Genomic DNA, 23,983 nt, shown 5'->3' on the forward strand with positions numbered 1-23,983 from the left:
TCATTTGGAGTCGGCCTGGACCGTCATCTTGACGATCTTGTCGGGATTGCGGGGCGGCTCGCCGCGCTCGATGTTGTCGACCACATCCATGCCCTCGGTGACGTAGCCGACCACGGTGTACTGGTTGTTGAGGTGCGGCTTGTCGGCAAACATGATGAAGAACTGCGAGTTTGCCGAATTGGGATCCCTCGCACGGGCCATGCCGACGACACCGCGGGTGTAGGGCACCTTGGAGAATTCCTGGCGCAGGTCCGGATACTTCGAGCCGCCGGTGCCGTCGCCCCGCTCGCCGTCACCGGTCTGCGCCATGAAGCCGGGGATGACGCGGTGGAACGGCACGCCATCATAATAGCCCTCGCGGGCCAGCAGCTTGATGCGCTCGGCGTGCTTGGGGGCAACGTCATCGCGCAGGCGGATGACGACGCGGCCCTTGGTCGTCTCCAGCACCACGGTGTTCGCAGGGTCGGGCGGCAGCGTCGTCTGGGCGAGCGCAGGCGCCGCGAAGGCGAGCGCGAGCGCGGTCACGAGGGCGCGGAACATGAAGCCTCCTTTGGAGTCGATCAGCCCCTGCGGGGCGGGAATTTGGCGGCCAGCCGCTGCTGGACCGGCGCAGGCACGAAGGCGGACACGTCGCCCCCCATGCTGGCGATCTGCCGCACCAGCGTGGCGGTGATGGGGCGCACGATCGGCGAGGCCGGCAGGAACACCGTCTGCAACTCCGGCGCCAGGGTGGCGTTCATGCCGGCAAGCTGCATCTCGTAATCAAGGTCGGAGCCGTCGCGCAGGCCGCGGATCAGGAGGCCGGCGCCGACCCGGCGCGCCGCCGAGACCGCGAGGTCGTCGAAGGTGACGACCTCCAGCCGGCTGCCGACCTCGCTGGCATAGGGGCCGCAGATCTCCATCAGCATCGACGCCCGGTCCTCGGCCGAGAACAGCGGCATCTTGCCGGGGTGGATGCCGATGCCGATGACGAAACGGTCGACCATCCGGCAGGCATTGTGGATCACGTCCACATGGCCGTTGGTCACCGGGTCGAAGGAGCCGGGGTAGAAGGCGGTGCGCATCATCGGGCGGCACCTTTAGCCCACAATCCGTGAAAGTGGAAATACGCCCCGAGGCCGAGGGTTTGGGCGCCGGGAGGCTACCGCCGCCCTGCCGCCAGCAGCACCACGGCGCCGCCGAGCAGGATGCCGGCGCTCGCTCTGTCGGCGATGCGGACGTAACGGCCGGACACCGCATGGCCGAGGCGCGCCGCCGCCAGAACGAACAGAGTGTCGCCGCCCGCCGCGATCACCGCGAAGGTGGCGGCCAGGATCCATAGTGCGGTCGACTCCCCGGCATTGGGGTCGATAAACAGCGGCAGGAAGGCGGCGAAGAACACCAGCGTCTTGGGATTGGCGAAGGCGATGAGGAAGCCGCGGGCAAACGCCCGCTCGGGCGCCAGTGCCGGGGCGGCGACGCCGGGTGAGACCGGCTTGCTGCGCCATTGCTGCACCGCAAGAAAGATCAGGTAGCCGGCGCCGAGGTAACGGATCAGGTCGAAATGGGCCGAGAACACCTCGACGATCCAGGTGAGACCGGCGGCAACCGTGCAGAGCTGCAGCACCACCCCGGCATTGACCCCGGCCACCGCGAGCAGGCCCGCGGTGCGGCCGTGGCGCAGGGTGGTGCCGACCACCAGCGCGACGTTCGGCCCGGGGGTGGCGATCAGCGCCGCGGTAGCGAGAACGAACAGCAGCCAGGTTTCAACGGTCATCGCGGCTCACCCTTCCCCGCCGTCGTCCTCGCCCTCGCCGTTCGCATCGGCGCTTGCCTCGCCGGCGGTCTCCTCGCTCACCCGCTCGACCGAGACCACCCGCTCGCCCTCGGCGGTGTTGAAGATGATCACGCCTTGGGTCGAGCGGCCGGCGATGCGGATGCCGTCGACCGGGCAGCGGATGAGCTGGCCGCCATTGGTGACCAGCATGATCTGGTCGGAATCCTCGACCGGGAACGAGGCCACCAGCGGCCCGTTGCGGTCGTTCACCGCCATGGCGGCGATGCCTTTGCCGCCGCGGCCGGCGATGCGGTACTCGAACGACGATGAGCGCTTGCCGAAGCCGTTCTCCGAGACGGTGAGGATGAACTGCTCCTGGGCGCCCATCTCGATATAGCGCTCGGGCGCGAGCTGGCCGTTGCCGGCAGCCTCCTCGCCCTCCTCCGCCACCACCGGCTCGTCCGGCACATCGTCGCCGGCCGCGCGGCGCATGGCAGACGCCTGCTTGAGATAGGCGGCGCGCTCGGCCGAGGTCGCCTCGGCATGGCGCAGGATGGCCATGGAGATGACGCGGTCGTCTCCCTCCAGCCGGATGCCGCGCACGCCGGTCGATTCGCGACCCTTGAACAGGCGCACGTCGCCGACGGGGAAGCGGATGCACTGGCCGTTCGCCGCGGTGAGCAGCACGTCGTCGGCCTCGGTGCAGAGCGCCACACCGGCGATCGCCTCGCCCTCCTCCGTCAGCTTCATCGCGATCTTGCCGTTGCGGTTGACCTGGACGAAGTCGGACAGCTCGTTCTTGCGCACGCCGCCGGCGGTGGTGGCGAACATGATCTGATAGTTCGCCCAGGTCGACTCATCCTCCGGCAGCGGCATGATCGAGGTGATGCGCTCGCCCTGCTCCAAGGGCAGGATGTTGACCAGCGCCTTGCCGCGCCCCTGCGGCGGCGCCAAGGGCAGGCGCCAGACTTTCAGCTTGTAGACCATACCGCGCGAGGAGAAGAACAGCACCGGCGCGTGGGTGGAGGCGACGAACAGGCGGGTGACGAAATCCTCCTCCCGCGTCTGCATGCCCGAGCGGCCCTTGCCGCCGCGGCGCTGCGCCCGGTAGGTCGACAGCGGCACGCGCTTGACATAGCCGGCGTGCGACACGGTCACCACCATGTCCTCGCGCTGGATGAGATCCTCATCCTCCATGTCGGCGTCGGCTTCGACGATCTCGGTCTTGCGCGGGGTGGCAAATTCGCTCTGCAGCTCGACCAGCTCGGTCTTGACGATGGCCATGATGCGGGCGCGCGAGCGCAGGATGTCGAGATAGTCGGTGATCTCGGCGGCGAGCTTGTCGAGTTCCTGGGCGATCTCCTCGCGGCCCAGCGCGGTGAGGCGCTGCAGGCGGAGGTCGAGGATCGCGCGCGCCTGCTCCTCGGTGAGGCGGATGGTGCCGTCCTCGCCGATGCGGTGGCGCGGGTCGTCGATCAGCGCCAGCAGCGGCTCGACGTCCCGCGCCGGCCAGTCGCGCGCCATCAGGGCTTCGCGGGCCGTCGCGGCGTCCGGCGAGGTGCGGATCAGCCGGATCACCTCGTCAATATTGGCCACCGCGATGGCGAGGCCGACCAGGATGTGGGCGCGGTCGCGCGCCTTGCGCAGCAGGAACTTGGTGCGGCGGCTGACCACCTCTTCGCGGAAGGCGACGAAGGCCGAGATCAGATCCTTCAAGTTCATCAGCGCCGGCCGGCCGCCGGCCAGCGCCACCATGTTGACGCCGAACGTGGTCTGCAGCGGCGTGAAGCGGTAGAGCTGGTTCAGCACCACGTCGGGCACCGCGTCGCGCTTGAGCTCGACAACCACGCGCACGCCCTGACGGTCGCTCTCGTCGCGCAGGTCGGAGACGCCCTCGATGCGCTTCTCCCGCACCAACTCGGCGATCTTCTCGACCATCGACGCCTTGTTCACCTGGTAGGGCACCTCGGTGATGATGATGGCTTCGCGGTCCTTGCGGATGGTCTCGATCGACACCTTGCCCCGCATCACCACCGAGCCGCGGCCGGTGTGGAAGGCGGAGCGGATGCCGCCGCGGCCGAGGATCAGGCCGCCGGTCGGGAAATCCGGCCCCGGCATGCGCTCGGCCAGCTCGTCGATGCCGATCCCCGGATTGTCGATGTAGGCGATGCAGGCATCGATCACCTCGCCGAGATTGTGCGGCGGGATGTTGGTGGCCATGCCGACCGCGATGCCACCCGCGCCATTGGCCAGCAGATTGGGGAAGCGCGCCGGCAGCACCGACGGCTCGCGCTCGGAATTGTCGTAGTTGGGCAGGAACTCGACGGTGTCCTTGTCGAGGTCGTCGAGAAGCGCGCCCGCGACCTTCTGCAGGCGCACCTCGGTGTAGCGCATCGCCGCCGGCGGATCGCCGTCGAGCGAGCCGAAATTGCCCTGCCCGTCGATCAGCGTCAGACGCATCGAGAAGGGCTGCGCCATGCGCACCAGCGCGTCATAGACCGCCTGATCGCCATGCGGATGATACTTACCGATGACGTCGCCGACCACGCGGGCCGATTTGCGGTACGGCTTGTTCCACTCGTAACCGTTCTCGCTCATCGAGAACAGGATGCGGCGATGCACAGGCTTGAGCCCGTCGCGCACGTCGGGCAGCGCCCGGCTCACGATCACGCTCATCGCGTAATCGAGGTAGGAGCGCTTCATCTCCTCGGCGATGGAGACAGGACGAACGTCGGAGGAATCGCCGCCTTGGGGGTTCGCGGGGTCGTTGGGCAACATCGCCTCGGTGTGCTGGGATGATGCGGATACCGGCCCAAGGGGCCGGATCCGCAGTCCGATCGCTGGAAACCCCGTTCTTGAACAAGGATTTCGGGCAAAATTCGGATCCGGCGATCACGGAGTGACCGGCCGGATGCTGCAATGCCTGCCTGGATAGCCGATTCCGCCGCCCGGCGCCACCGCCGCAAGCCTGCAAAGGCGGGGATTTTTCAGTTTAGTTTCAGATATTTGTGCGAAGCGTTGCGGGAGGTTCCAGCGCGCCGGCCAGGGTTGCGGCCCTCATCGCCCGCCCCGCCGGCCCGGGCTCACGGCGCCGGCTTGCGGGCCGCCACGGTGATGTAGCCATAGGTGTCGCCACAGTCGCGGAAGACCGCGATCTCGCGGCGGGTGAGGGCCGCGACCTCGGCCAGCGCAGGGTCCATCACGGTGCCCAGCGCGTCGAGCCGGGCCGCCAGCGGCAGATAGTAGCTCTCCCACCAGTCCTCGACCGGCAGCACGAAGTCGGCGACCGGCTCGAAGCCGCGGCCGGCGACCTCGGCGCGCAGGGCCGTCACGTCGGTCATGCCCGGATATTCACGCTCCCAGAACGCGGAGGCTTCCGGCGGCCGCTCCTCCCCCAGCCAGACCAGCTCGCTGAACACGGCGAGGCCGCCCGGCATCAGCAGGTCGCGCCAAGCGTCGAGCGCCCGCCCGACGCCGACCGAATATGCCGCCGCCTCGCACCAGATCAGCGCGGCGGTGCCCGGACCGATGCCGGGATCGTCGAGCGAGGCGACCTCGAATACGATGCGATCGCCGAGCCCGACCAGCTCGGCCCGCTTGCGGGCGATCTCGACCGAGGCCGGGAACACGTCGGACGCCCGGATCACCCGGTCGAGATGGCGGGCGAGCACCCGCGTCGAGGCGCCGGTGCCACAGCCGACGTCGAGCACCTCGCCGGTCGGCGGCAGCAGCGGACGCACGAGGTTGAGCGCGCGCAGGGTGGACGCAGTCGTGCCGGGCCCCTGGCGAATCAGGTCGCCGAATACCCGCATGAATGCGTCTTCAATGGTCATGCTTTTTTCCCCTCGCCTTCTTCTAGCGCCGGAGCCGAGCGGGCGGAAGCGTATCCAACACCGATTGCGTGCGGACGATTGTCTTACCGTGGGAGAACACTTGCCGTGGGAGAACATTTGCCGCGATAGAGCATTTGCCGGTTGCGGACGCGGAGTCGGCGTAGAACGCGAGGGATGTCAGCCCGCGCGCGGCAGCCGCACCACCGCGGTCATGGCGCCGGGCGCGGTCGGGCCGAGCGTCAGCGCCCCGTCCCAGGCTTCGGCGAGGTCGGCGGCGATGGCGAGGCCAAGCCCGGTGCCGGGCCCGGTCTGGTCGAGACGGCCGCCGCGCCGGAGCGCGATCGGCACCTGGGCCTCCGGAATGCCCGGCCCGTCATCGATGACCGAGATCACCACCCAATCCGCCTCGGCGACCGCCCGCACCTCGATGCGCTCGGCGGCATGGCGGGCGGCATTCTCCAGCAGATTGCCGAGGATCTCGGTCAGGTCGTCGGGCTGGATGCGGACGGCGAGGTCGGCAGGCACGTCGTTCGACCATTCGAGCGCCTCGCCGCGCGACGTGCGGCGCACCACGGCGATGACCTGCGCCGCCACCGCCGCCACCATGGCACGGGCAGTGGTGGTGCCGCCGGTGCGGCGTGCCCGCGCCAGTTCCCGCTCGACGTGCCGGCGCATCGCCTCGCCGATGGCGGCGAGGTCGGCGGCGATGACGCTCTCGCCCTTGGCCTGCAGCCGGTCGATGTCGCCGGCCAGCACCTGCAGCGGCGTCTTGAGCCCGTGGGCGAGGTCGGAGGCGCGTGCCCGCGCCGCCGTGACCTGACGTTCACGCTGCTCCAGCAGGGCGTCGACCTCGGCGGCCAGCGGGCGAACCTCGTCGGGGAAGGCCGTGCCGAGCCGCTCGGCGGTGCCGGCGCGGATCGCCGCCAGCCGGGCCTGCACCGCCTTGAGCGGCGCCAGACCCACCGCCACCTGCACCGCCGAGGCCGCCACCAGCAGCAGCGCCACCAGACCGAGAAACGGCAGCAGGTCGCCGGCAAAATCGCGGGTCGCCGCGGTGAGATCGGCCACGTCCTGCGCCACAGCCACCCGCACCGCGCCGCCGCCCAGCCGCGGCGACAGGATCACCCGCCGCTCCACCGCCAACAGCGTGCCGCCCCCCGGCCCCGGGATGCGGTGGTGGTGCAGCGTGCCTTCCGACAGTTCGTCGGCTGGCAGCGCCAGTTGCGAATCCCACAGCGAGCGCGACCGATCGATCAGGCCGCCCGGCTCGGCCGTCACCTGCCAGTAGAGCCCGGCCAGCGGCTTGTCGAAGCGTGGGTCGTCGGGCGGATCGGTCTCGGCCAGCCGGCCGCTGGTGTCGCTGTCGAGCCCCGCCAACAGCCGGTCGAGAATGACCGTCAGGTCGGCTGCCATGCGCCGCTCGACGTGGCGCTCGAACAGCATGGTCAGCCCCAGCGCGGCGAGCCCGAGCGCCAGGAGAATCGACACCGCTCCGGCCGCGAACAGCCGCAGCCGCAGCGAGCCGCCGATCACGGCCGCGGCTCCGCCACCAGATAGCCGAAGCCACGGCGGGTCTCGATCAGCTCGGCGCCCAGCTTGCGGCGCAGCCGGGTGACCAGCGCTTCCAGGGCGTTGGCGTCGCGGGCATCGTCGTCGCCATAGAGATGGCCGATCAGCTCATGGGCCGGCACCACCCGCCCCTTGTGGAGCGCCAGATAGGCCACCAGCCGGTATTCGAGTGGAGAGAGCGTCACCGGCAGGCCGCGCACCGTCACCCGCATCTCGCGCGGATCGACGGCGAGCGGGCCGGCCTCGATCACCGCCGTGCCGATTCCCGCCGAGCGGCGGACGAGCGCACGGGCACGGGCGACCAGCTCCTCCATGCGGAAGGGCTTCGGCAGATAGTCGTCGGCGCCGGCATCGATGCCTTCCACCCGCTCGGCCCAGGTGCCGCGCGCCGACAGCACCAGCACCGGCATCTGGCGCCCGTTGCGCCGCCAGCGCTTGAGCACCGCCAGACCGTCGAGCCCCGGCAGGCCGAGATCGAGCACCACCAGCGCGTAGTCCTCGGTGTCGCCCTTGAACCACGCCTCCTCGCCATCGGCGACGACGTCCACCACCGCCCCGGTCGCCGTCAGCGCCGCGGCGATGTCATCGGCGATGCGCGGCTCGTCCTCCACCACCAGCACGCGCATCACATCTTTTCCTTGAGGACCTCGCCGGTCATGGCATCGACCTCGGCCTCGACCAGCCGGCCATCCGGCCGCAGCACCTTGACCTCATAGACGATCCGGGCGTCACAGTGTTCCAGCTCGACCTCGATGACCTGCCCGCCCAGCGCCGACTCGACAGCCGGCAGGATTTCGGCCAGCGGCCGCGCCCGCCCCTCCTCCAGCGCCCGCCGGGCGCAGTCGTGGTCGTCACGGCGGCGGTGGCGATTCCGCCGCTGCTCGCCAGGGCCGTACGGCCCGCCAAACCCATGCGGCGGACCAAATTGCGCAGCGGCGCCGGGAATGCCGAGAAGTCCGCACACGCCGGCCAGAAGAATCACGCGCCTGACATTATCAACCATGGTCACCTTTTAGATTCGCACGGCTGACGGCGCCCTGACGCCGCCGCCGTCCCCAGCCGGACCGGGATTGCCGGGATTGCGAGGCGAATCCCCCTTCCGGCAAGGCGCTGTGAAAGCCGGCAAAGAACCGTCGCTCGGCGCAACGCCGCCTGCCGCCTCGGGAAAGAGGAGCGGCCGCCGGCAACCTCCGCGAAACAGCGCGATCGAGCGGCGCCAAGCGGCATTTGCCGGCAATGGCGGCCATTGCATTCGGCGCCAGAAACGGTAGTGTCACCCCGCTTGGGGGGTGCGACAACCTCTTCCATTCTCATCCGTGACGGACCGCAGCCCCGACCGGTTTGCATGGATGAACTGAAGCGTCTGGTCATGCCAGCCGTCTCAGTATGGGGGAGGTGGGCACCCTCAGCTCCTTAGGAGAGGATCAAAGATGAAACTTTCGTTCGTTATTGGGGCGCTCTCGGCCATCCTCGCGTCGACGGCTGCGTCTGCCGCCATGGTCAACGGCGTTGTTCAGCCGAGCATCACCGACTGGAACCTGTGGGTTCCGCTCGGAATCCTTGGCATCCCGACCATCTGGATCGCGCTGCTCTATCGTTGAGCACGTGCCCAGCGGTTCAGGATGTGAGCAGAACATATCGGGCTGGGCTCCTCGTGGGCCCAGAACGGTTCTGTAAAGCCTGACGCTCTTGCAGGATTTCCAATTGCGCTAAGGCGCTTTTGGGAATCCTGCTTCATAAAGCTGCCACAGCCCTGCGCTTGTGGCAGCTTTTTGATTCTTGCCGTCCGGTTTTCCGCCGTTCGCGCGCCCGCCATCCGACGTCTCATCCCCCGAACTGCTGCCGTTCGAGTCCCTGCTTTCGATTCTGTCCGCGCGCCGTTTTCTCCCCTTTTCTTGTTTTTCCCCTTTTCTTGCCCTCTCCTTGTCTCGGCTCACCTCGTTTCTCGAATCCGTTGATTCTATTACGGGCTGCGGTTCAGCCTGCGCACGGTGTGACGCCAGCAGCTTCTGCGGCCGAGGATCTCCTCTCGGAAGCTTCTTCGCCCGGAAGCCCGACCGGGGGCGTCGCGGCCAACCGGTGGCCTTGCGCCCCCTCGCTTTGCCCACCGCCCTCTCCGGACAGCGATCGGCCGGCTGGTCGAGCCCGTACGTAGTACGTCTCATGGGTGCATCCCATCCCGGTTGCGGCGACCGCGCGTGCCGCGGCCGACCCGTGGGCGGTGGTCCCAGGTCGCGCTCCCCTGCGTGGCGACCGAGTCGCCGCCGCGCCCTCGGTGCAACCCTTGCCGCATGCGGCTTCGCGGCCGCTGGCTACCGGACGCGCTCCGCCGGATTGTTTCCGGCGAATACCTCCGCGGCGTCAAAAATGTTCGCCCGCCACGAGCTCGAACCGCATGCGGCGGGCCGGTGATCGGCAGTTTCTCGTAACCTCAATCGCCGATCCGACCATTGCATTCGTCGCCAGAAGCGCTAGAGTCACCTCGCTCGGAGGTGCGACAACCTTTTCCGTTCTCATTCGCAACGACACCGCTGCCCCGATCGGTGTGAGGTGAATGGACTGGCGGCGGAAGACAACACCGGCCGCGAGGCATGGCGGAAAAGGAAGTAAGCATTCCTGGGCCCCTTCATGAGAGGACCAAAGATGAAACTATCAGCTGTTATTGGGGCGCTTTCGGTCGTCCTCACGTCGACGCTCGCTTCTGCTTACTTCGCTGCCGATGGCTCTGTCGTGCCGAGCATCACCGACGCCAACCTGTGGGTTCCGCTCGGAATCCTTGGCATCCCGACCATCTGGATCGCGCTGCTCTATCGTTGATCACAGGTCGGCGTAGCAGGGCCTGAGCAGAGTGACGCAGGTTGGACTGAAGGTCGGACCAGCGCTGTCCTGCAAAACCTGAGACGATCGCAGGATTTCCGAATCCGCTCATATGCGGACTTCGGAAATCCTGCTTTATTTTTGGCGATCGCAATCCGGTTGATCGTCAGATTCCTAGAGCGTGATCCGATCTGACTGCATCAGATCGGACGCTTTAAGTTTCTCGTTTGTCGCATTTTCTTTCGCACAACCGGTATCCACTTGTGCGGAAAATGCTTTAGTGGCCGTCCGTTACGCCGCGCCCCCTGCGCGGCTTTATTTTTGCCGGCGACATGACCTTGCCGAGCAAGTGAGACAAACGGCCCGAACGCTGAGGCGTGGGACCGTCGACTCTCGCGGTTTTTCTCATCTGATACCAGCCTGCTTGGAGCATGACTCCGGGGTCTATCGTCGCCAGCGACCGGGCCGACAGCCTCTGATCCGCGCAGGCTGAGATGACATGCTTGCGCACTCTCACCGTGGTCATCGCCGGGCTTGGCCCGGCGATCTCGATTGGACCGCGGCGGTGTCGGACAAGAGGTCGGCAAGCGGGATGACCAGGGTGTCGGGATCGCCGGGACAAGCCCGGCGATGGCGGGGACTGTTCCGGCCATACCGCTTGGCCCCGCAGGTTCCCGTCCACGCAGGCCGGTATGAAATCAAGGACTTCGCGAAAATCCGCGACAGGAATCAACGGTCCGCGTTCGCGGCCTTTGGTCCGACCTCGCCGGCAAATCATGCGGACGACCCCAAGCACTGACGCGCGCGACCGTTCGCACTCCGATCGCCAAAATTTCCAATGTCGAGCCAACCCTGGCTGACCGACGCTTTCGTCGAGACCGCTTCCGGCATCCCGGAGGGATCATCGGGAGGCCGTGTGACACGATCTCGCTCCGGGTGGCCTGCTGCCGCGGGCCTGCCACAAGGCGCTGCCGTCGCACGCTTGCCAGTCGGTGCCGGCATGCCGTGTCATATGGTTTCCGGATGATTACCCGATGGAATGCGGAAGCAAACTCCGCAGAAATCGCCCTCGAACGTCGGAATTCCCAGCAACTGAGCGACAAAACGCCCCCTACGCCGTTCGATTTCGTGTCGCCACTCACCCCCGGGCTGTCGTCGACCGCCAATGAAGTGTCACAGGTAGATGGCATTTTAGGGATCAATACGCAGTTTGTTTAAAGCGTCTTCGGAATCATGCCGCCTGCGAATTGGGGTCCAGGAGGGCGCATCATGGCGAAGGCGGTTTGGACGAACGCCCAGATCACTGCTCAGCTCGACAGCGGTTATCACCTGACGGGCGCCAGCCTGACCTACGGCTTCCCCTCCAGCGCAAGCTGGTTTCCCTACGCCGAGAAGTCCGGGTTCTCGGCGCTGAACAGCACCCAGCAGACCGCCGCAACCCTCGCCATCAAGCTGTGGGATGACCTGATCACGACCGATTTCGCCTACACGTCCAACGGCGCCGCGGCGACGATCAAGTACTCGAACACCACCACCAATATCGGCTACGCCCACGCCTATTATCCGGGCAGCTATACCGGCGCCAGCTCCGTCTGGTTCAATTCCAGCTACGGCTCGAATTCCGGCACCAACAATCTGGTGTCGCCCACCGTCGGCCAGTGGGGCTTCCAGACCTACGTCCATGAAACCGGCCACGCGCTGGGTCTCGACCACCCCGGCGACTATAATGGCGGCTCGCCGACCTATGCGAACGATGCACTCTTCATGCAGGATTCGCAGATGTACACCATCATGTCGTACTTCACGGCCAACAATACCGGTGCCGACTGGGTGGCGAGCGACGGCAAGACCTACTACGCCCAGACCCCGATGCTGTACGATATCCTGGCCATCCAGACGATGTACGGCGCCGAGACCACCACGCGTGTCGGTAACACCACCTACGGCTTCAATGCCACCGCCGATGCCTGGGTGTTCGACTTCACCCAGAACAGGCACCCGGTGCTGTGCATCTATGATTCCGCCGGTACCGACACGATCGACCTGTCGGGCTGGAGCTATTCCTGCACCCTCGACCTGACGCCGGGCGCGTTCTCCAACTGCGATATGATGACCTGCAACCTCTCGATCGCCTATGGCGCCTGGATCGAGAACGGCATCGGCGGCAGCGGGGCGGACCGGCTCACCGGCAACAGCCTCGGCAACACGCTGTCCGGCCTCGGCGGCAACGACATCATCGACGGCGGCGCCGGCAACGACATCCTCCTGGGCGGCGACGGCAACGACCAGCTCACGGGCGGAACCGGCGACGACACGCTGACCGGCGGCGCCGGCAACGACACGCTGACCGGCAATGACGGCAGCGACACCGCGCTCTATTCTGGCCTGTTCGCGGCCTACACGATCTCCATCTCCGGCAGCAGCTATCTGGTCTCCGGTGAAGGCGTGGACACGCTGACCGGCATCGAGTTCGCGCGCTTCGCCGACGGCATCTACGATTTCCTGCTCGGGCTGTTCTCAGACCCCACCACGACCACGACGACGACCACGACGACGACCACCACCACCGACGAGGAGGAAACCGGGGTCATCGTCCATGGCTCGAAGCGCAGCGACACCATCAGCACGACCGTCACCGTCACCGGCCAGTCCAAGGCCGGCAACGGCGCCGACACGCTCTACGGCTATGCCGGCAACGACTCGCTGGATGGCGGCCAGGGCGCCGACATCATGTATGGCGGTGCCGGCAACGACACCTACACGGTGGATGATGCGGGCGACCAGGCGATCGAACTGATCGGCCAGGGCACCGATCTCGTGCGCACCTCGCTGTCCGCCTTCGCGCTCGGCGACTATCTCGAAGGGCTGACCTTCATCGGCAGCGGGGATTTCGCCGGCACCGGCAACGAGCTGGCCAACATCCTGACCGGCGGGGCCGGCGACGACACGCTGTCCGGGCTCGCCGGCAACGACACGCTCACCGGCAATGACGGCAACGACACGCTCGACGGCGGCCTCGGCAACGACACCATGGTGGGCGGCGCGGGCAACGACACCTATGTGGTCGACAGCACGCGCGACAGGATCACCGAGCGCAAGGATGGCGGCACCGATCTGGTGACCACCACGCTCAGCAAATATACGCTCAGCACCTATCTCGAGAATCTCACCTATACCGGATCGGACTCCTTCACCGGCACCGGCAATGCGTCAGCCAATGTCATCACCGGCGGCACGGGCAAGGACACGCTGTCCGGCGGCGCCGGAAACGACGTGCTGAGCGGCCTCGCAGGCGATGATATCCTGGAAGGCGGCGCGGGCATCGACACGCTCTCCGGCGGCGAGGGCGCCGACACCTTCGTGTTCCGCACCATCAAGGACATGGGCTGCGGCGCGAACGCCGACACCATCAGCGACTTCTCGGTGGATGAGAACGATATCATCGACCTGCGCCTGATCGATGCCATGACCACGGTGCGCGGCAACAACACCTTCGTGTTCATCGGCGATGACGACTTCTCGAACACGGCGGGCCAGCTTCGGTTCACCGAGGGCCTGCTCGCCGGGGACATCAATGGCGACGGCACTGCCGATTTCGAGATCTGCCTCACCGGCGTCACCACGCTGACCGCGGCGAACGTCATCCTTTGATGCAGAACCAGACGGCTCGGTTGCGATTCTGAATCCGAAAGTCGCCGCAACCTGCTGCGATTCCGAATCCGGATTTTGCCGCAAGCCACTGCCGTGAAACCGCAATTGCGTCGGTGCCGGGGGCGATATACCGCCCCACTGGGGCGCGCGTCCGCCCCCTTCCCTACAGCATCTCCGGCCGAAACTTCGAGCGCCGGCTGATGATCCTGCCCGACACCATGAATGCGCCGCCGCCGAGATAGTGCAGCGTTTCCGGGTGCTTCGGCCGTGCCGCGGCCTGCGCCTTCACCACCTCGAAGATGAAGAAATTGTACTTGTCGATCAGGCAGCCATCGACGAGGCGGCATTCGAAATTGGCGTGGCACTCGGCGATGAGGGGGGCAGCGACGTGCACGGCCGGCTCGGCCGTCAGGCCGAAATGCGCGAACTTGTCGATCTCGGCGCCGGTGGTGTTGCCGATGCCGACCACTGTGTCGATCAGATCCGCGGTCGGCAGGTTGATCACGCACGCCTTGCTGCGCCGGATCAGACCAAAGCTGTGGTTGGCGCTGGAGATGATGCAGCCGACCAGCGACGGCGTGAACTCCATCACCGTGAGCCAGCCCATGGTCATGATGTCGGTATCGCCGCGATCGGCCGAGGACACCAGCACCACCGGGCCGGGCTCGAGAAAGCGCCGAACATCGCTGACCGGGACGTCGACCTTGCGCGACATCGCCGCCTCACGGGTTTCACACGGCGTCCGGCCATGATGCCGGACACCGTGTGATATCGATCCTCGCCCCCGCAGGAAACCGCTTCTCCGAAACACCTGTTCGAAAAGGGATTTCCGGCCGTCGGGATGCGACTACCCGGCTTGATCGGCCGGATACCGCGTCACGCCTTCTTCTCGGCCGGCTCGCTCGCTTCCGGTTCGGCGGCGGGCGCAGTCTCCGCCGGCCCGGCCGGTGCAGCGGGTTCGGCCGCCAGCGCCTTCTCGATGGCGGGCTCGGCGACCGCAACGACCGTCACCACCGTCGTCTCGGCCACCGCCTCGACCGTCTCCGACACGGCCGGCTCGACCACGATCGTCTCAGACACCGTCTCGACAGGCGGTGCCGGGTCCACGGCAGCGGCGGCCGGTTCGTCCGCCTTGGCGGGAGCAGCCTCCGTCTTCGCCGCGTCAAGCGCGGCGGCGCGTTCCTCCGCAGCCTGACGGCGCTCCTCCTGGAAATTGGTCACCAGGAACCAGAACCAGTTGATCGGCCACCAGATGACCGGTCCTCGCCCCTCTTCCCACAGAATGCCTCTGCCCTTGAAGCTGTATGTCATGCCGAATCCCTCCGCAACGGCGGTGGTAGTATAGCGCAGCAGCGCGACAAGCACAGCGACTCGAATGCGCCGGGTTTGCGTCGCCCGGCACCAGAGCATGCCCGGCAAGACTGGATTCCGCTGCTGCGGAAGCGATGACGTGAGACGGAATCCGGCTGATCAAGCCGAAGCTTTGTCGTTCCGCCGGCAAGACTCCTGGCCGCGGGCAACCATATCTGCTGAAGTGCAGAGATTACGGGTACAAATTTTCCTCGCCCGCAGATGATCCCCCTGCGCTTCCCGCAAGCACGCGGAGCGAGGATCTCTTGTCCTGCGGCAGGCTTGATTGCGATCCGCCGACGATGATCGTCCCGGACGCGCGGATAGTCGTCTCAACCTGCGGCAAGCCGGCGTTGAAGCTTCTGCAGTGCCAGCCGTTCGAGGTCGCCACGGGTGGCTGCGGCCGGCGCCATCACCACCACCTCGATGCCGGTTTCGGCATCGATGGCGGCCACCCGGACATAGGCGCCCATGCGTGAAAATTCGAACAGCACTTCGCGCTCGGCCATGGCGCCTTCCGCAACCCGGATACGCTGGCCGGGCACACGGCCCGCGCCGGCCGGCGCTGCCCCACTCGTCCTCAGTGGTCCGCGGCGACCTGGCCGCCCAGGCCATCGCGGTTGTAGATGTCCTCTCGGAGCTGCACCACGCCGTCCGAGGTCGCCCAGGCGGTGATGTAGACCCAATAGACCGGTACCGGCGCGACCGGCTTGGCATCGGCGCGCTCGCCCGAGCGGATCACCGAGTCGATCTGCGGCCGCGCCCATTGGCTGCCGGCGAGAATCCAGGTGACGAGATCGCGCACGTTCTGCACCCGCACGCAGCCCGATGAGTCGAAGCGACGGTCCTCGCCGAACAGGTTCTTCTGCGGCGTGTCGTGCATATAGACCGAATGCTGGTTCGGCATGTTGATGCGTACCGAGCCCATCGAGTTCTGCTCGCCCGGATCCTGGCGGAACTGGTAGTTCACCGCCTCTTCCGAGTACCAGTTGATCTGGCGGGGATCGAGTTCGCGGCCGCGGCCGTCATAGACCCGGATCTTGTACTTGGCCAAATAGTCCGGCTCGGCCTGCATCTTGGGGATCAGATCCTTGCGGATGATCGATACCGGCACGGTCCAGAACGGATTGAAGTTGACTTCCTGGATCTTGACCGACAGCACCGGCGAGGGCCGGTCCGGCTTGCCGACGATGGCAGTGTGGCGGGAAACGACCGCGCCATTCTCCACCGCCTCGAGCTGGGCAGCGGGAATATTGACGGTGATGAAGCGATTGCCGAGGAAGCCGGACATCGCCTTGAGCCGGCCGAGATTGGTCTCGAGCTGGCGCAGGCGCACGTCGGCCGGCACGTTGAGGGCGCGATAGGTGCTCTCGCGCACCACGCCGTCCGCCTGCAGACCATGACGGGCCTGGAAGCGGCGCACGCCGGCCTCGACATAGGAATCGAACACCTCCGAGACGCCGGCGGCGGGATCGAGGTCGCCGCTCGCCGCCAGACGCTGGCGCAGCGCCGGCACGGCCCGGTGGCGCATGCCGACACGCAGCCGCCCGGCCTCGGGCACCATGGGCCAGCCGCCGCGGGCGACGATACCAGCATAGGTCTGCAGCGCCTGCTCGGTGGCCGCCAGCGTCTGCGGCGACAGGGTCGGCAGCGAGGAGCGCGGCATCAGGATGGTGCGAGAAGCCGAATCGAACCCCTGGTTCCATTCGGCGCTGTCGACCAGGGTGGCGTTCCGCTCCTCCTGGCCGAAACCCAGGCCGAAGCCCTGACCGAACCCCTGCGCCAGCACCGGCGAGGCGATCAGACCGGCCCCAAGACCGGCGAGCAGGCCGCGGCGGGAAACCGAGACGGGCGACAGAACGGCGGGCAGACGAGACCGAGAAGGTTGGTCGGCGCGTGACGACACGATGCCGGGCTCCGGTATGACATCAGCGACGCCCGCGAAATTGCGGACGAAGCGGGGGTGGACTATCGGCTTGTTTCGTTAACAAACAAAGTGGCCATAACGGGGCGGCGGCGGCGAAGAGCACCGCCTGCGGCCTTCACCTTGGCGTGCACGGAGCGCGGTGCGTGCACGCCGGACTCCCTGCCACGAGGGCGTGCGGGTCACGGTTTCCTATTGGTCACCCGGCGATCCCGGAAACCGCCGCACCGAAAAACCATGTTCGAAAACCGGCCTTCCCAAGGCCGGGGCTCCCGGTCTCCGGTCCTGCAGGCCGAGGTTGCTGCCCTTTCGGAATGCACCTCTCCGCAAGCCGGAACAGGCCCGGAAGGCACGCGCATTCGACGCGGCGGGCGGCGGCAGACCTCCGGCCAACGCAAATCCAGCCAAGACGAAGCCGGCAAAGACGAAGCCGGCAAAGACGAAGCCGGCAAAGACGAAGCCGGCCATAACGAAACGGCCCCGATCCTCGTCGGATCGGGGCCGTTCGCCGCAAGGCGTTCGATCAAAAGTCGATTACAGCCGATAGAGGATCTGGTCGGTCCAGAACCGCTCGAGCCGCTGCAAAGCCTTGTTCAGGCCGGCGAAATCGGCTGTGCCAATGCCGCCCACCTGCTCGATGGTCTTGATGTGCTTGGCATAGAGGCTGTCGATGATATCGCGCACCTCCCTGCCCTTGTCCGTCAGGCTGATGCGCACCGACCGCCGGTCGATCCGCGAGCGCTGATGGTGCAGATAGCCCATTTCCACAAGCTTTTTCAGATTGTAGGAAACGTTGGAGCCAAGATAGTAGCCCCTGGTGCGAAGTTCACCAGCGGTCAGTTCACTGTCTCCGATGTTGAACAACAGCAGTGCCTGCACGCTGTTGACGTCGGAGCGGCCTCGACGATCGAACTCGTCCTTGATCACGTCAAGGAGCCGGCGATGCAGTCGCTCTACCAGCGTCAGAGACTCGAGGTAGAGCGGACGAATCTCCTGGGCTCGCTCTCGTCGCTCGACGGGTTCCACCGTCTTCACTGCACTCTTCATTACGACGCCCCTTGTCTGCTGTAAGCACCGGTGTTTCCCGGTTTCACAGCAAATCTAGCTCTTCTCGCCTAAGGTTCGTCTTAAAGAATACCGTGAACAGTCGGTGAAATTCGCCAGCCTTGACGCGAGGTATACGAGTTGTTTGCAATTGTACTATTCGGTTGTCAGGTACCGCGCAGGAGGCGGATGATGCCGGAGAAGTCGCGCCCGCCCTCGCCGCTGCCGCAATAGAGGCCATAGAGCTGGGCCACCGCCGCGCCCAGCGGCGTCGAGACGCCGGCGCCGGCCGCGGCATCCTGGGCGAGCTTGAGGTCCTTCAGCATCATCGCGGCGGTGAAGCCCGCGGCATAATCGCGGTTGGCGGGCGAGGTCGGCACCGGGCCGGGCACCGGGCAGTAGCTGGTGAGCGACCAGCACTGGCCCGACGATTTGGAGGAGATGTCGAACAGCTTCTGGGCGTCGAGCCCCAGCCGCTCGGCCAGCACGAAGGCCTCCGACACCGCCACCATCGAGATGCCGAGAATCATGTTGTTGCAGATCTTCGCCGCCTGCCCGGTGCCGGGGCCGCCGGCGTGAACAATGGTCTTGCCCATCGCCTGCAGGATCGGCTCGGCGCGGGCGAAGGCCGCGTCCGGCCCGCCGACCATGAAGGTGAGCGTGCCGGCGGTGGCGCCACCGACGCCGCCGGACACCGGCGCATCGAGCACGGCGAGGCCCGCGGCCTCGGCCGACGCCGCCACGGCGCGGGCGGTCTCCACGTCGATGGTGGAGGAGTCGATCAGCAGCGCGCCGGGCGCCGCCGCCGCGATCACCCCGCCGGGTCCGAGATAGACCTCGCGCACGTGCCGGCCCGCCGGCAGCATGGTGATGATGACCTCCGCGCCGGCCGCGACATCGGCGGCCTTGGCCGCGGCGACGCCGCCCGCCGCGGTGAAGCGCTCCACTGCCGCCGGCACCGGGTCATAGCCGGTGACGCGATGACCGGCCTTGAGCAGGTTCGCCGCCATCGGCCCGCCCATATTGCCGAGCCCGATGAAACCGATGTTCGCCATGATGTGTCCTCCCGTGGATGGTTTTTTGTCGTTGGAATGGATCAGCGATCCGGCTTCTCGCGCAGCGCCAGCACGCGCAGCACCACGTAGCCGACCAGCAGCAGCGCGTAGAAGATGGTGAGCGGCACCACGCCGCCATAGATCTGCGGAAACCAGATATCGAACACCACCTGCGACATGCCGCCGATCAGCCACACCGCGGCGCCCCAGGCGGCGAGCAGCCACAGGCCGACGCCCGCCACCACGTCGATGATGGCGAAGAAGATGGTGGCGATCTGCCAAGCCGGCGGCATGACCTCGAAATGCACGCCGCTGCCGTCGCCGACCCCGCACAGCAGCGACCAGTGGAACAGGCCCTTGATCAGCACCAGCACCGCCACCGAGCGCACGAAGATGGTGAGGCGGCGGGCCCACACGCCCTTCTCGACCAGCTTGTCGAGCTCGATCGGCGGATCGTGAATCGGAATGTCGCTCATAGCGGCAACTCGCGGTCGATCGGCGCGAAGTGGCGCTCGACATCGGCGGCCGAAACCGCATCGAGCGTGGCGGGAGTCCAGCGCGGGACGTTGTCCTTGTCGATGATGAGCGCCCGCACGCCTTCGTAGAAATCGTGGCCGTGGGCGAGACGCGACACGATGCGGAATTCGGTGCGGATCGCCTCGGCGAACGACATGGTGCGCCCGCGCCGCATCTGGCCGAGCGCGATCTTGAGGCTGGTCGGCGACTTGCTGCGGATGGTGGCGGCAAGCTCCGGCCCGGGTGCCGCGGCGCCATCGAGCCGGGCGAGGATCGTCTCGACGCTGTCGCCGGCAAAGCAGGCATCGATGAGCGGGCGGATGTCGCGCAGCGGCCCTGGGGCCTGCGGCAGCGCCCGCGCCGCGAGGGCGGCGTCGGGGTGCTGTCCGGTGGCGAGGTCGGCGATCAGCGCCGGAAAATCGGCCGACCGCACGGCTGCCCGCACCAGACCGAGATCGGCGGCATCGGCCTGGTTCAGCCGCGCGCCGGTGAGCGCGCAATAGGTGCCGACCTCGCCGGGCAGCCGCGGCAGGGCATAGGTCGCCCCGACATCGGGGAAGAAGCCGATGCCGACCTCCGGCATGGCGAACTGGAAGCGGTCGCCGGCGACGCAGTGGCTGCCATGGATCGACACGCCGACCCCGCCGCCCATGACGATGCCGTCGACCAGCGCCACATAGGGCTTCGGGTAGGTCTTGATCCTGGCGTTGAGCAGATATTCGTCGTGCCAGAAGGCAAGTTGCTCGTCGAAGCGACCGGCCTTGGCGAGATCGTAGAGCCGGCGGATGTCGCCGCCGGCACAGAAGGCGCGCTCGCCGGCGCCCTGCACCACGATGCAGCGAATGGCGGGATCCTCGGCCCAGAGGTCGAGCTGGCGGGCCAGCGCCAGCGCCATGGCGTAGGTGAGCGCATTCAGCGCCTTGGGACGATTGAGCGTGACGATGCCGGCGGCACCGCGCTGCTCGAACAGAATCTCTGAATCCATCGGGACTGTCTTAAACGTCGGGGGAACGGGCGGCGAGTGCTGCAGGATCGGCCGGCGGCCACTCGACCGGCCGGGTCATGATGGCGTCGAAGTCGTAGGGGCAGGTCTCGGGGAACACCGAGAGGTCGAGGTCAGTCTCGCCGGAGGCTTCGCGGCGGGCAAGCCGGTAGGCATCGGCGATGATGTCCCCCAGCCTGGGCTTGAGGCTACGGTTCTCTTTCAGGAACTTGGTCGCCCGGTCGCGCTGGTTGGCGATGGTGACGGCCCAGCTTCGCGTGCGCTTCTGAGGTTGATAATCCCATTTCAGCAGGTGCATCAGCACCAGCCTGAGCGCGCTTTCCAGCCTATCTGCTTCCGCCCGTCCCACGCTTTCGATCTCATCGGCCAAGTGTTCGATATCAAGGTCGTGCCAGCGCCCGGCGCGCAGCAATGCCGCCTGCTCGAACGCCCAGCCATAGGCGTCGTCGTCGTAATGTGCCTTGGCCTTCGGTTTGTCGTCCATCGCGGTGCCTCTCACGATGCCGCCGGCGGCCACTCGACCGGCCGGGTCATGAGGGTGTCGAAGTCGTAGGGGCAGGCTTCGGGAAACACCGAGAGGTCGAGGTCGGTCTCGCCGGAGGCCTCAAGCCGGGCGGTCTCATAGGCGTCGGCCAGCACCTCCACCAGCACACCCTTGAGGCCTGGGTTCTTGCGCAACGCCCTCGCCGCGAACTTGCGGTGGACGGCAATGCTGAGCGTCCAGCTTCGCGTGCGCTTCTCGGGCTGATGGTCCCATTTCAGGAGGTGCATCAGCACCAGCCTGAGTGCGCTTTCCAGTTCACGCGCCTCGGATTTGCCCACGTCCTCGATCTCGTCGGCGAGGTGTCCGATGTCGAGTTCGCTCCAGCGTCCGGCGCGCAGCAGCGCTGCCTGCTCGAAGGCCCAGCTATAGGTGTCGTCCTCGTAGCGCACCGTGGCCTTCCGGGGCTTCGGCGCCTTGTTCGCGACATCGTCCATGGCCGCCTCCTGAAAGCCCTCCTTAAATATCAAATATACCGCGGCTGATGATCAGCCGCATGATCTCGTTGGTGCCCTCCAGGATGCGATGCACGCGCAGGTCGCGCAGAACCCGCTCGATCGGGAAATCGCGCAGGTACCCATAGCCGCCATGAAGCTGCAGGCAGCCATCGACCACCTGGAACCCGGTGTCGGTGGCCAGCCGCTTGGCCATGGCGGCAAGCTGGGTGGCGTTCGGCTCGCGGTCGGCGACCGCCTTGGCGGCACGGCGCAGCAGCAGGCGCGCCGCCTCCAGCTCGGTGGCATAGTCGGCGATGCGGAAGCGCAGCGCCTGGAAGTCGGCGATCGGTTGTCCGAACTGCTTCCTCTGGCGCATGTAGTCGATGGTCTGGTCGAGGCAGAACTGGGCGCCGCCCAGCGAGCAGGCGCCGATATTCAGCCGGCCGCCATCGAGCCCGGCCATGGCGATCCTGAAGCCCTGCCCTTCGCTGCCGACCAGATTGCCGGCCGGAATCCGGCAATTCTCGAAATGCACCGCGGCGGTGGGTTGGGTCTTCCAGCCGAGCTTCTTCTCCTTGGCGCCGAAATGCAGCCCCGGCGTGCCCTTCTCGACCACAAAGCAGGAGATGCCGCGGGGGCCGGCCTCGCCGGTGCGGGCCATCACCACATAGACGTCCGACACGCCGCCGCCGGAGATGAACGCCTTGTCGCCGTCGAGCACCCAGTGATCGCCGTCGCGGCGGGCGCGGGTGCGCAGCGAGGCGGCATCGGAGCCCGCGCCGGGCTCGGTCAGGCAGTAGCTCGCCACCCTGTCCATGGTGCAGAGATTCGGCAGATAGCGCTGGCGCAGCTCATCGGAGCCGAAGGCGTCGATCATCCACGACGCCATGTTGTGGATCGAGAGAAACGCGGCGGTCGACACGCAGCCCTGCGCCAGCTCCTCGAAGATCAGCGCGGCATCGAAGCGCGTGAGGCCGGAGCCGCCGACATCCTCCTTCACATAGATGCCGGCGAAGCCGAGCGCGGCGGCATGACGCAGCGTCTCGATGGGAAAGGTCTCGGCCTCGTCCCAGGCCTTGGCGTGGGGGGCCATCTCGTGGCGGGCGAACTCGCGCGCCGCCTCGGCAATCGCCCGCTGGTCGGCGGTTAGGGCGAAGTCCATCGGTTTTTCTCGTTGTATTGCCGGCGCTTGGGCTGCGCCGGTCCTCCCGTCCGGTGATCTAACGAGGCCCTGGCGCCAGCGTCAACGCGACATTGGTTGCACGCAGGCCGGGCATGCCGGGCCGGGCAATGGCCGGCGGCTTTGCTGTGGCCGGGGCGGTTGCGGAGTGCTAAGGCGTTCCGCGCTTTCTTCCCGCGTTCCGGAGGCGTCGCCATGGCCATCAAATACGGCCGCCCGATCGAACCCGCCAATCACTTCCCGCTCGAAGCGCCGGCCGGCCGAACCCCGCCGGGCCTCGACCTCGTCCACCGGCCGCGCCGAACCCGCCGCACCGACTGGGCGCGCCGTCTGGTGCGCGAGAACACGCTCACGGTCGATGACCTGATCTGGCCGATCTTCATCGTCGATGGCGAGAAGACACGGGTGCCGGTGGCCTCGATGCCCGGCGTCGAGCGCCTCAGCGTCGACGAGGCGGTGAAGGAGGCCGAGCGCGCCGCCGCCCTCAAGATCCCGGTGCTGGCGCTGTTCCCCTACACCGATCCGGCTAGGCGCAGCGAGGGCGCGGAGGAAGCGCTCAACCCGGACAACCTCGTCAACACGGCGATGCGCGCCATCAAGGCGGCGGTGCCCGACATCGGGCTCTTGGCCGACGTTGCGCTCGACCCCTACACCAGCCACGGCCATGACGGGCTGATCCAGGACGGCATCATCCTCAACGACGAGACCGTCGAGATGCTGGTGAACCAGTCGCTGGTGCAGGCCGAGGCCGGCGCCGACATCATCGCGCCGTCCGACATGATGGACGGCCGCATCGGCGCCATCCGCGCCGGGCTCGACGCCGCCGGCTTCCAGGACGTGTCGATCATGGCCTATTCGGCCAAGTACGCCTCGGCCTTCTACGGCCCGTTCCGCGACGCGGTGGGCTCCAAGTCGACGCTGACCGGCGACAAGCGCACCTATCAGATGGATCCCGGCAACGGCAACGAGGCGATCAAGGAGACCGAGCTCGACATCGCCGAGGGCGCCGACATGGTGATGGTGAAGCCCGGCATGCCGTACCTCGACATCGTGTGGCGGGTGAAGGAGACCTTCGGCCTGCCGACCTACGCCTATCAGGTGTCGGGCGAGTACGCGATGATCGTTGCCGCCGCCCAGAACGGCTGGCTCGACGGCGAGAAAGCGATGATGGAGAGCCTGCTCTGCTTCAAGCGCGCCGGCGCCGACGGCATCCTCACCTATTTCGCTCCCCGCGTGGCCGAGAAGCTGGCCAAGGGGTGAGTTGCCGAGCGTAAGGCGGAATAGCGCAAGCGTATTCCGCCATCGCG

The 23,983-nt window shown here is 67.0% G+C and carries 23 protein-coding genes; 4 read left to right on the top strand and 19 right to left on the bottom strand.

What is annotated here, in order from left to right:
* From BLTE_RS09385 to BLTE_RS09420, 8 genes are all read right to left on the bottom strand, one after another.
* A complete protein-coding gene (locus BLTE_RS09385) occupies positions 1-540 on the bottom strand; it encodes a peptidylprolyl isomerase (RefSeq protein WP_126399691.1) in 540 nt (179 codons plus the stop codon).
* 20 nt (positions 541-560) lie between these two features.
* Positions 561-1,067, bottom strand: coding sequence for a pantetheine-phosphate adenylyltransferase (coaD, locus tag BLTE_RS09390; RefSeq protein WP_126399694.1), 507 nt, complete (start codon positions 1,065-1,067; stop codon positions 561-563).
* Between the two features lie 74 nt (positions 1,068-1,141).
* Positions 1,142-1,756, bottom strand: coding sequence for a LysE family translocator (locus BLTE_RS09395; protein ID WP_126399696.1), 615 nt, complete (start codon positions 1,754-1,756; stop codon positions 1,142-1,144).
* Positions 1,757-1,762: 6 nt separating this feature from the next.
* Complete coding sequence (gyrA, locus tag BLTE_RS09400; protein WP_126399699.1) at positions 1,763-4,534, bottom strand: DNA gyrase subunit A; 2,772 nt, start codon at positions 4,532-4,534, stop codon at positions 1,763-1,765.
* 305 nt (positions 4,535-4,839) lie between these two features.
* On the bottom strand, positions 4,840-5,589 hold the full coding sequence (locus BLTE_RS09405) for a class I SAM-dependent methyltransferase (protein ID WP_160140562.1): 750 nt from the start codon (positions 5,587-5,589) through the stop codon (positions 4,840-4,842).
* Between the two features lie 177 nt (positions 5,590-5,766).
* The gene (locus BLTE_RS09410; protein ID WP_126399704.1) at positions 5,767-7,122 is read right to left on the bottom strand and encodes a sensor histidine kinase; all 1,356 of its coding nucleotides are present in this window, start codon (positions 7,120-7,122) and stop codon (positions 5,767-5,769) included.
* Positions 7,119-7,784, bottom strand: coding sequence for a response regulator transcription factor (locus BLTE_RS09415; protein WP_126399707.1), 666 nt, complete (start codon positions 7,782-7,784; stop codon positions 7,119-7,121). The genes BLTE_RS09410 and BLTE_RS09415 overlap by 4 nt, the downstream gene beginning before the upstream one ends.
* Positions 7,784-8,161 carry a PepSY domain-containing protein gene (locus BLTE_RS09420; protein WP_126399709.1) on the bottom strand — a complete coding sequence of 126 codons (378 nt, stop codon included), beginning with the start codon at positions 8,159-8,161 and terminating at the stop codon, positions 7,784-7,786. The genes BLTE_RS09415 and BLTE_RS09420 overlap by 1 nt, the downstream gene beginning before the upstream one ends.
* A 427-nt stretch (positions 8,162-8,588) precedes the next feature.
* On the opposite strand from BLTE_RS09420, the gene BLTE_RS18070 reads away from it, so the two are divergent.
* The 3 genes from BLTE_RS18070 to BLTE_RS18680 all read left to right on the top strand — a co-directional run bounded on the left by BLTE_RS18070 (position 8,589) and on the right by BLTE_RS18680 (position 13,626).
* Positions 8,589-8,759, top strand: a complete 171-nt coding sequence (locus BLTE_RS18070; RefSeq protein WP_160140563.1) for a hypothetical protein — start codon at positions 8,589-8,591, stop codon at positions 8,757-8,759.
* A 1,042-nt stretch (positions 8,760-9,801) separates the two neighbouring features.
* Positions 9,802-9,975 carry a hypothetical protein gene (locus tag BLTE_RS18075; RefSeq protein WP_160140564.1) on the top strand — a complete coding sequence of 58 codons (174 nt, stop codon included), beginning with the start codon at positions 9,802-9,804 and terminating at the stop codon, positions 9,973-9,975.
* 1,269 nt (positions 9,976-11,244) lie between these two features.
* On the top strand, positions 11,245-13,626 hold the full coding sequence (locus BLTE_RS18680) for a M10 family metallopeptidase (RefSeq protein ID WP_160140565.1): 2,382 nt from the start codon (positions 11,245-11,247) through the stop codon (positions 13,624-13,626).
* A gap of 163 nt (positions 13,627-13,789) precedes the next feature.
* Here BLTE_RS18680 and BLTE_RS09430 read toward each other — a convergent pair whose 3' ends face one another.
* The 11 genes from BLTE_RS09430 to BLTE_RS09480 form a co-directional block, all read right to left on the bottom strand.
* Positions 13,790-14,341 carry a flavin reductase family protein gene (locus tag BLTE_RS09430; protein ID WP_126399715.1) on the bottom strand — a complete coding sequence of 184 codons (552 nt, stop codon included), beginning with the start codon at positions 14,339-14,341 and terminating at the stop codon, positions 13,790-13,792.
* Positions 14,342-14,502: 161 nt separating this feature from the next.
* The gene (locus tag BLTE_RS09435) at positions 14,503-14,991 is read right to left on the bottom strand and encodes a hypothetical protein (protein ID WP_126399718.1); all 489 of its coding nucleotides are present in this window, start codon (positions 14,989-14,991) and stop codon (positions 14,503-14,505) included.
* Between the two features lie 317 nt (positions 14,992-15,308).
* Positions 15,309-15,485 carry a DUF6898 family protein gene (locus BLTE_RS18255; RefSeq protein WP_165439197.1) on the bottom strand — a complete coding sequence of 59 codons (177 nt, stop codon included), beginning with the start codon at positions 15,483-15,485 and terminating at the stop codon, positions 15,309-15,311.
* A 71-nt stretch (positions 15,486-15,556) separates the two neighbouring features.
* Positions 15,557-16,732, bottom strand: coding sequence for a L,D-transpeptidase family protein (locus BLTE_RS09440; protein WP_244600214.1), 1,176 nt, complete (start codon positions 16,730-16,732; stop codon positions 15,557-15,559).
* 702 nt (positions 16,733-17,434) lie between these two features.
* Positions 17,435-17,947, bottom strand: a complete 513-nt coding sequence (ldtR, locus tag BLTE_RS09450) for a transcriptional regulator LdtR (RefSeq protein WP_126399721.1) — start codon at positions 17,945-17,947, stop codon at positions 17,435-17,437.
* Between the two features lie 164 nt (positions 17,948-18,111).
* Entirely contained in the window at positions 18,112-18,999 is an 888-nt protein-coding gene (gene mmsB, locus BLTE_RS09455; protein WP_126399724.1) for a 3-hydroxyisobutyrate dehydrogenase, read from the bottom strand.
* A gap of 41 nt (positions 19,000-19,040) precedes the next feature.
* Positions 19,041-19,475 carry a DUF6163 family protein gene (locus BLTE_RS09460; RefSeq protein ID WP_126399727.1) on the bottom strand — a complete coding sequence of 145 codons (435 nt, stop codon included), beginning with the start codon at positions 19,473-19,475 and terminating at the stop codon, positions 19,041-19,043.
* Positions 19,472-20,500, bottom strand: coding sequence for an enoyl-CoA hydratase/isomerase family protein (locus tag BLTE_RS09465; RefSeq protein ID WP_126399730.1), 1,029 nt, complete (start codon positions 20,498-20,500; stop codon positions 19,472-19,474). The genes BLTE_RS09460 and BLTE_RS09465 overlap by 4 nt, the downstream gene beginning before the upstream one ends.
* 10 nt (positions 20,501-20,510) lie before the next feature.
* The gene (locus tag BLTE_RS09470; RefSeq protein WP_126399733.1) at positions 20,511-21,002 is read right to left on the bottom strand and encodes a DUF29 domain-containing protein; all 492 of its coding nucleotides are present in this window, start codon (positions 21,000-21,002) and stop codon (positions 20,511-20,513) included.
* Between the two features lie 11 nt (positions 21,003-21,013).
* Positions 21,014-21,496 carry a DUF29 domain-containing protein gene (locus tag BLTE_RS09475; protein WP_126399734.1) on the bottom strand — a complete coding sequence of 161 codons (483 nt, stop codon included), beginning with the start codon at positions 21,494-21,496 and terminating at the stop codon, positions 21,014-21,016.
* Between the two features lie 22 nt (positions 21,497-21,518).
* A complete protein-coding gene (locus tag BLTE_RS09480) occupies positions 21,519-22,658 on the bottom strand; it encodes an acyl-CoA dehydrogenase family protein (protein ID WP_126399737.1) in 1,140 nt (379 codons plus the stop codon).
* 213 nt (positions 22,659-22,871) lie between these two features.
* On the opposite strand from BLTE_RS09480, the gene hemB reads away from it, so the two are divergent.
* Positions 22,872-23,936 (top strand): porphobilinogen synthase, encoded by a 1,065-nt coding sequence (hemB, locus tag BLTE_RS09485; protein WP_126399739.1) that lies wholly within the window; start codon positions 22,872-22,874, stop codon positions 23,934-23,936.
* Positions 23,937-23,983 lie beyond the last annotated feature (47 nt).

It is taken from the genome of Blastochloris tepida (assembly GCF_003966715.1).
Lineage (GTDB): Bacteria > Pseudomonadota > Alphaproteobacteria > Rhizobiales > Xanthobacteraceae > Blastochloris > Blastochloris tepida.

Bases quoted from the DNA above. Each gene is read 5' to 3' on its own strand.
- BLTE_RS09460 (WP_126399727.1), bottom strand. From the start codon at position 19,475: ATGAGCGACATTCCGATTCACGATCCGCCGATCGAGCTCGACAAGCTG.
- BLTE_RS09405 (WP_160140562.1), bottom strand. From the start codon at position 5,589: ATGACCATTGAAGACGCATTCATGCGGGTATTCGGCGACCTGATTCGC.
- BLTE_RS09420 (WP_126399709.1), bottom strand. From the start codon at position 8,161: ATGGTTGATAATGTCAGGCGCGTGATTCTTCTGGCCGGCGTGTGCGGA.
- BLTE_RS09385 (WP_126399691.1), bottom strand. From the start codon at position 540: ATGTTCCGCGCCCTCGTGACCGCGCTCGCGCTCGCCTTCGCGGCGCCT.
- BLTE_RS09470 (WP_126399733.1), bottom strand. From the start codon at position 21,002: ATGGACGACAAACCGAAGGCCAAGGCACATTACGACGACGACGCCTAT.
- ldtR (WP_126399721.1), bottom strand. From the start codon at position 17,947: ATGAAGAGTGCAGTGAAGACGGTGGAACCCGTCGAGCGACGAGAGCGA.
- BLTE_RS18070 (WP_160140563.1), top strand. From the start codon at position 8,589: ATGAAACTTTCGTTCGTTATTGGGGCGCTCTCGGCCATCCTCGCGTCG.
- BLTE_RS09430 (WP_126399715.1), bottom strand. From the start codon at position 14,341: ATGTCGCGCAAGGTCGACGTCCCGGTCAGCGATGTTCGGCGCTTTCTC.
- mmsB (WP_126399724.1), bottom strand. From the start codon at position 18,999: ATGGCGAACATCGGTTTCATCGGGCTCGGCAATATGGGCGGGCCGATG.
- BLTE_RS18255 (WP_165439197.1), bottom strand. From the start codon at position 15,485: ATGGCCGAGCGCGAAGTGCTGTTCGAATTTTCACGCATGGGCGCCTAT.
- hemB (WP_126399739.1), top strand. From the start codon at position 22,872: ATGGCCATCAAATACGGCCGCCCGATCGAACCCGCCAATCACTTCCCG.
- coaD (WP_126399694.1), bottom strand. From the start codon at position 1,067: ATGATGCGCACCGCCTTCTACCCCGGCTCCTTCGACCCGGTGACCAAC.
- BLTE_RS09415 (WP_126399707.1), bottom strand. From the start codon at position 7,784: ATGCGCGTGCTGGTGGTGGAGGACGAGCCGCGCATCGCCGATGACATC.
- BLTE_RS09480 (WP_126399737.1), bottom strand. From the start codon at position 22,658: ATGGACTTCGCCCTAACCGCCGACCAGCGGGCGATTGCCGAGGCGGCG.
- gyrA (WP_126399699.1), bottom strand. From the start codon at position 4,534: ATGTTGCCCAACGACCCCGCGAACCCCCAAGGCGGCGATTCCTCCGAC.
- BLTE_RS18680 (WP_160140565.1), top strand. From the start codon at position 11,245: ATGGCGAAGGCGGTTTGGACGAACGCCCAGATCACTGCTCAGCTCGAC.
- BLTE_RS18075 (WP_160140564.1), top strand. From the start codon at position 9,802: ATGAAACTATCAGCTGTTATTGGGGCGCTTTCGGTCGTCCTCACGTCG.
- BLTE_RS09475 (WP_126399734.1), bottom strand. From the start codon at position 21,496: ATGGACGATGTCGCGAACAAGGCGCCGAAGCCCCGGAAGGCCACGGTG.
- BLTE_RS09395 (WP_126399696.1), bottom strand. From the start codon at position 1,756: ATGACCGTTGAAACCTGGCTGCTGTTCGTTCTCGCTACCGCGGCGCTG.
- BLTE_RS09465 (WP_126399730.1), bottom strand. From the start codon at position 20,500: ATGGATTCAGAGATTCTGTTCGAGCAGCGCGGTGCCGCCGGCATCGTC.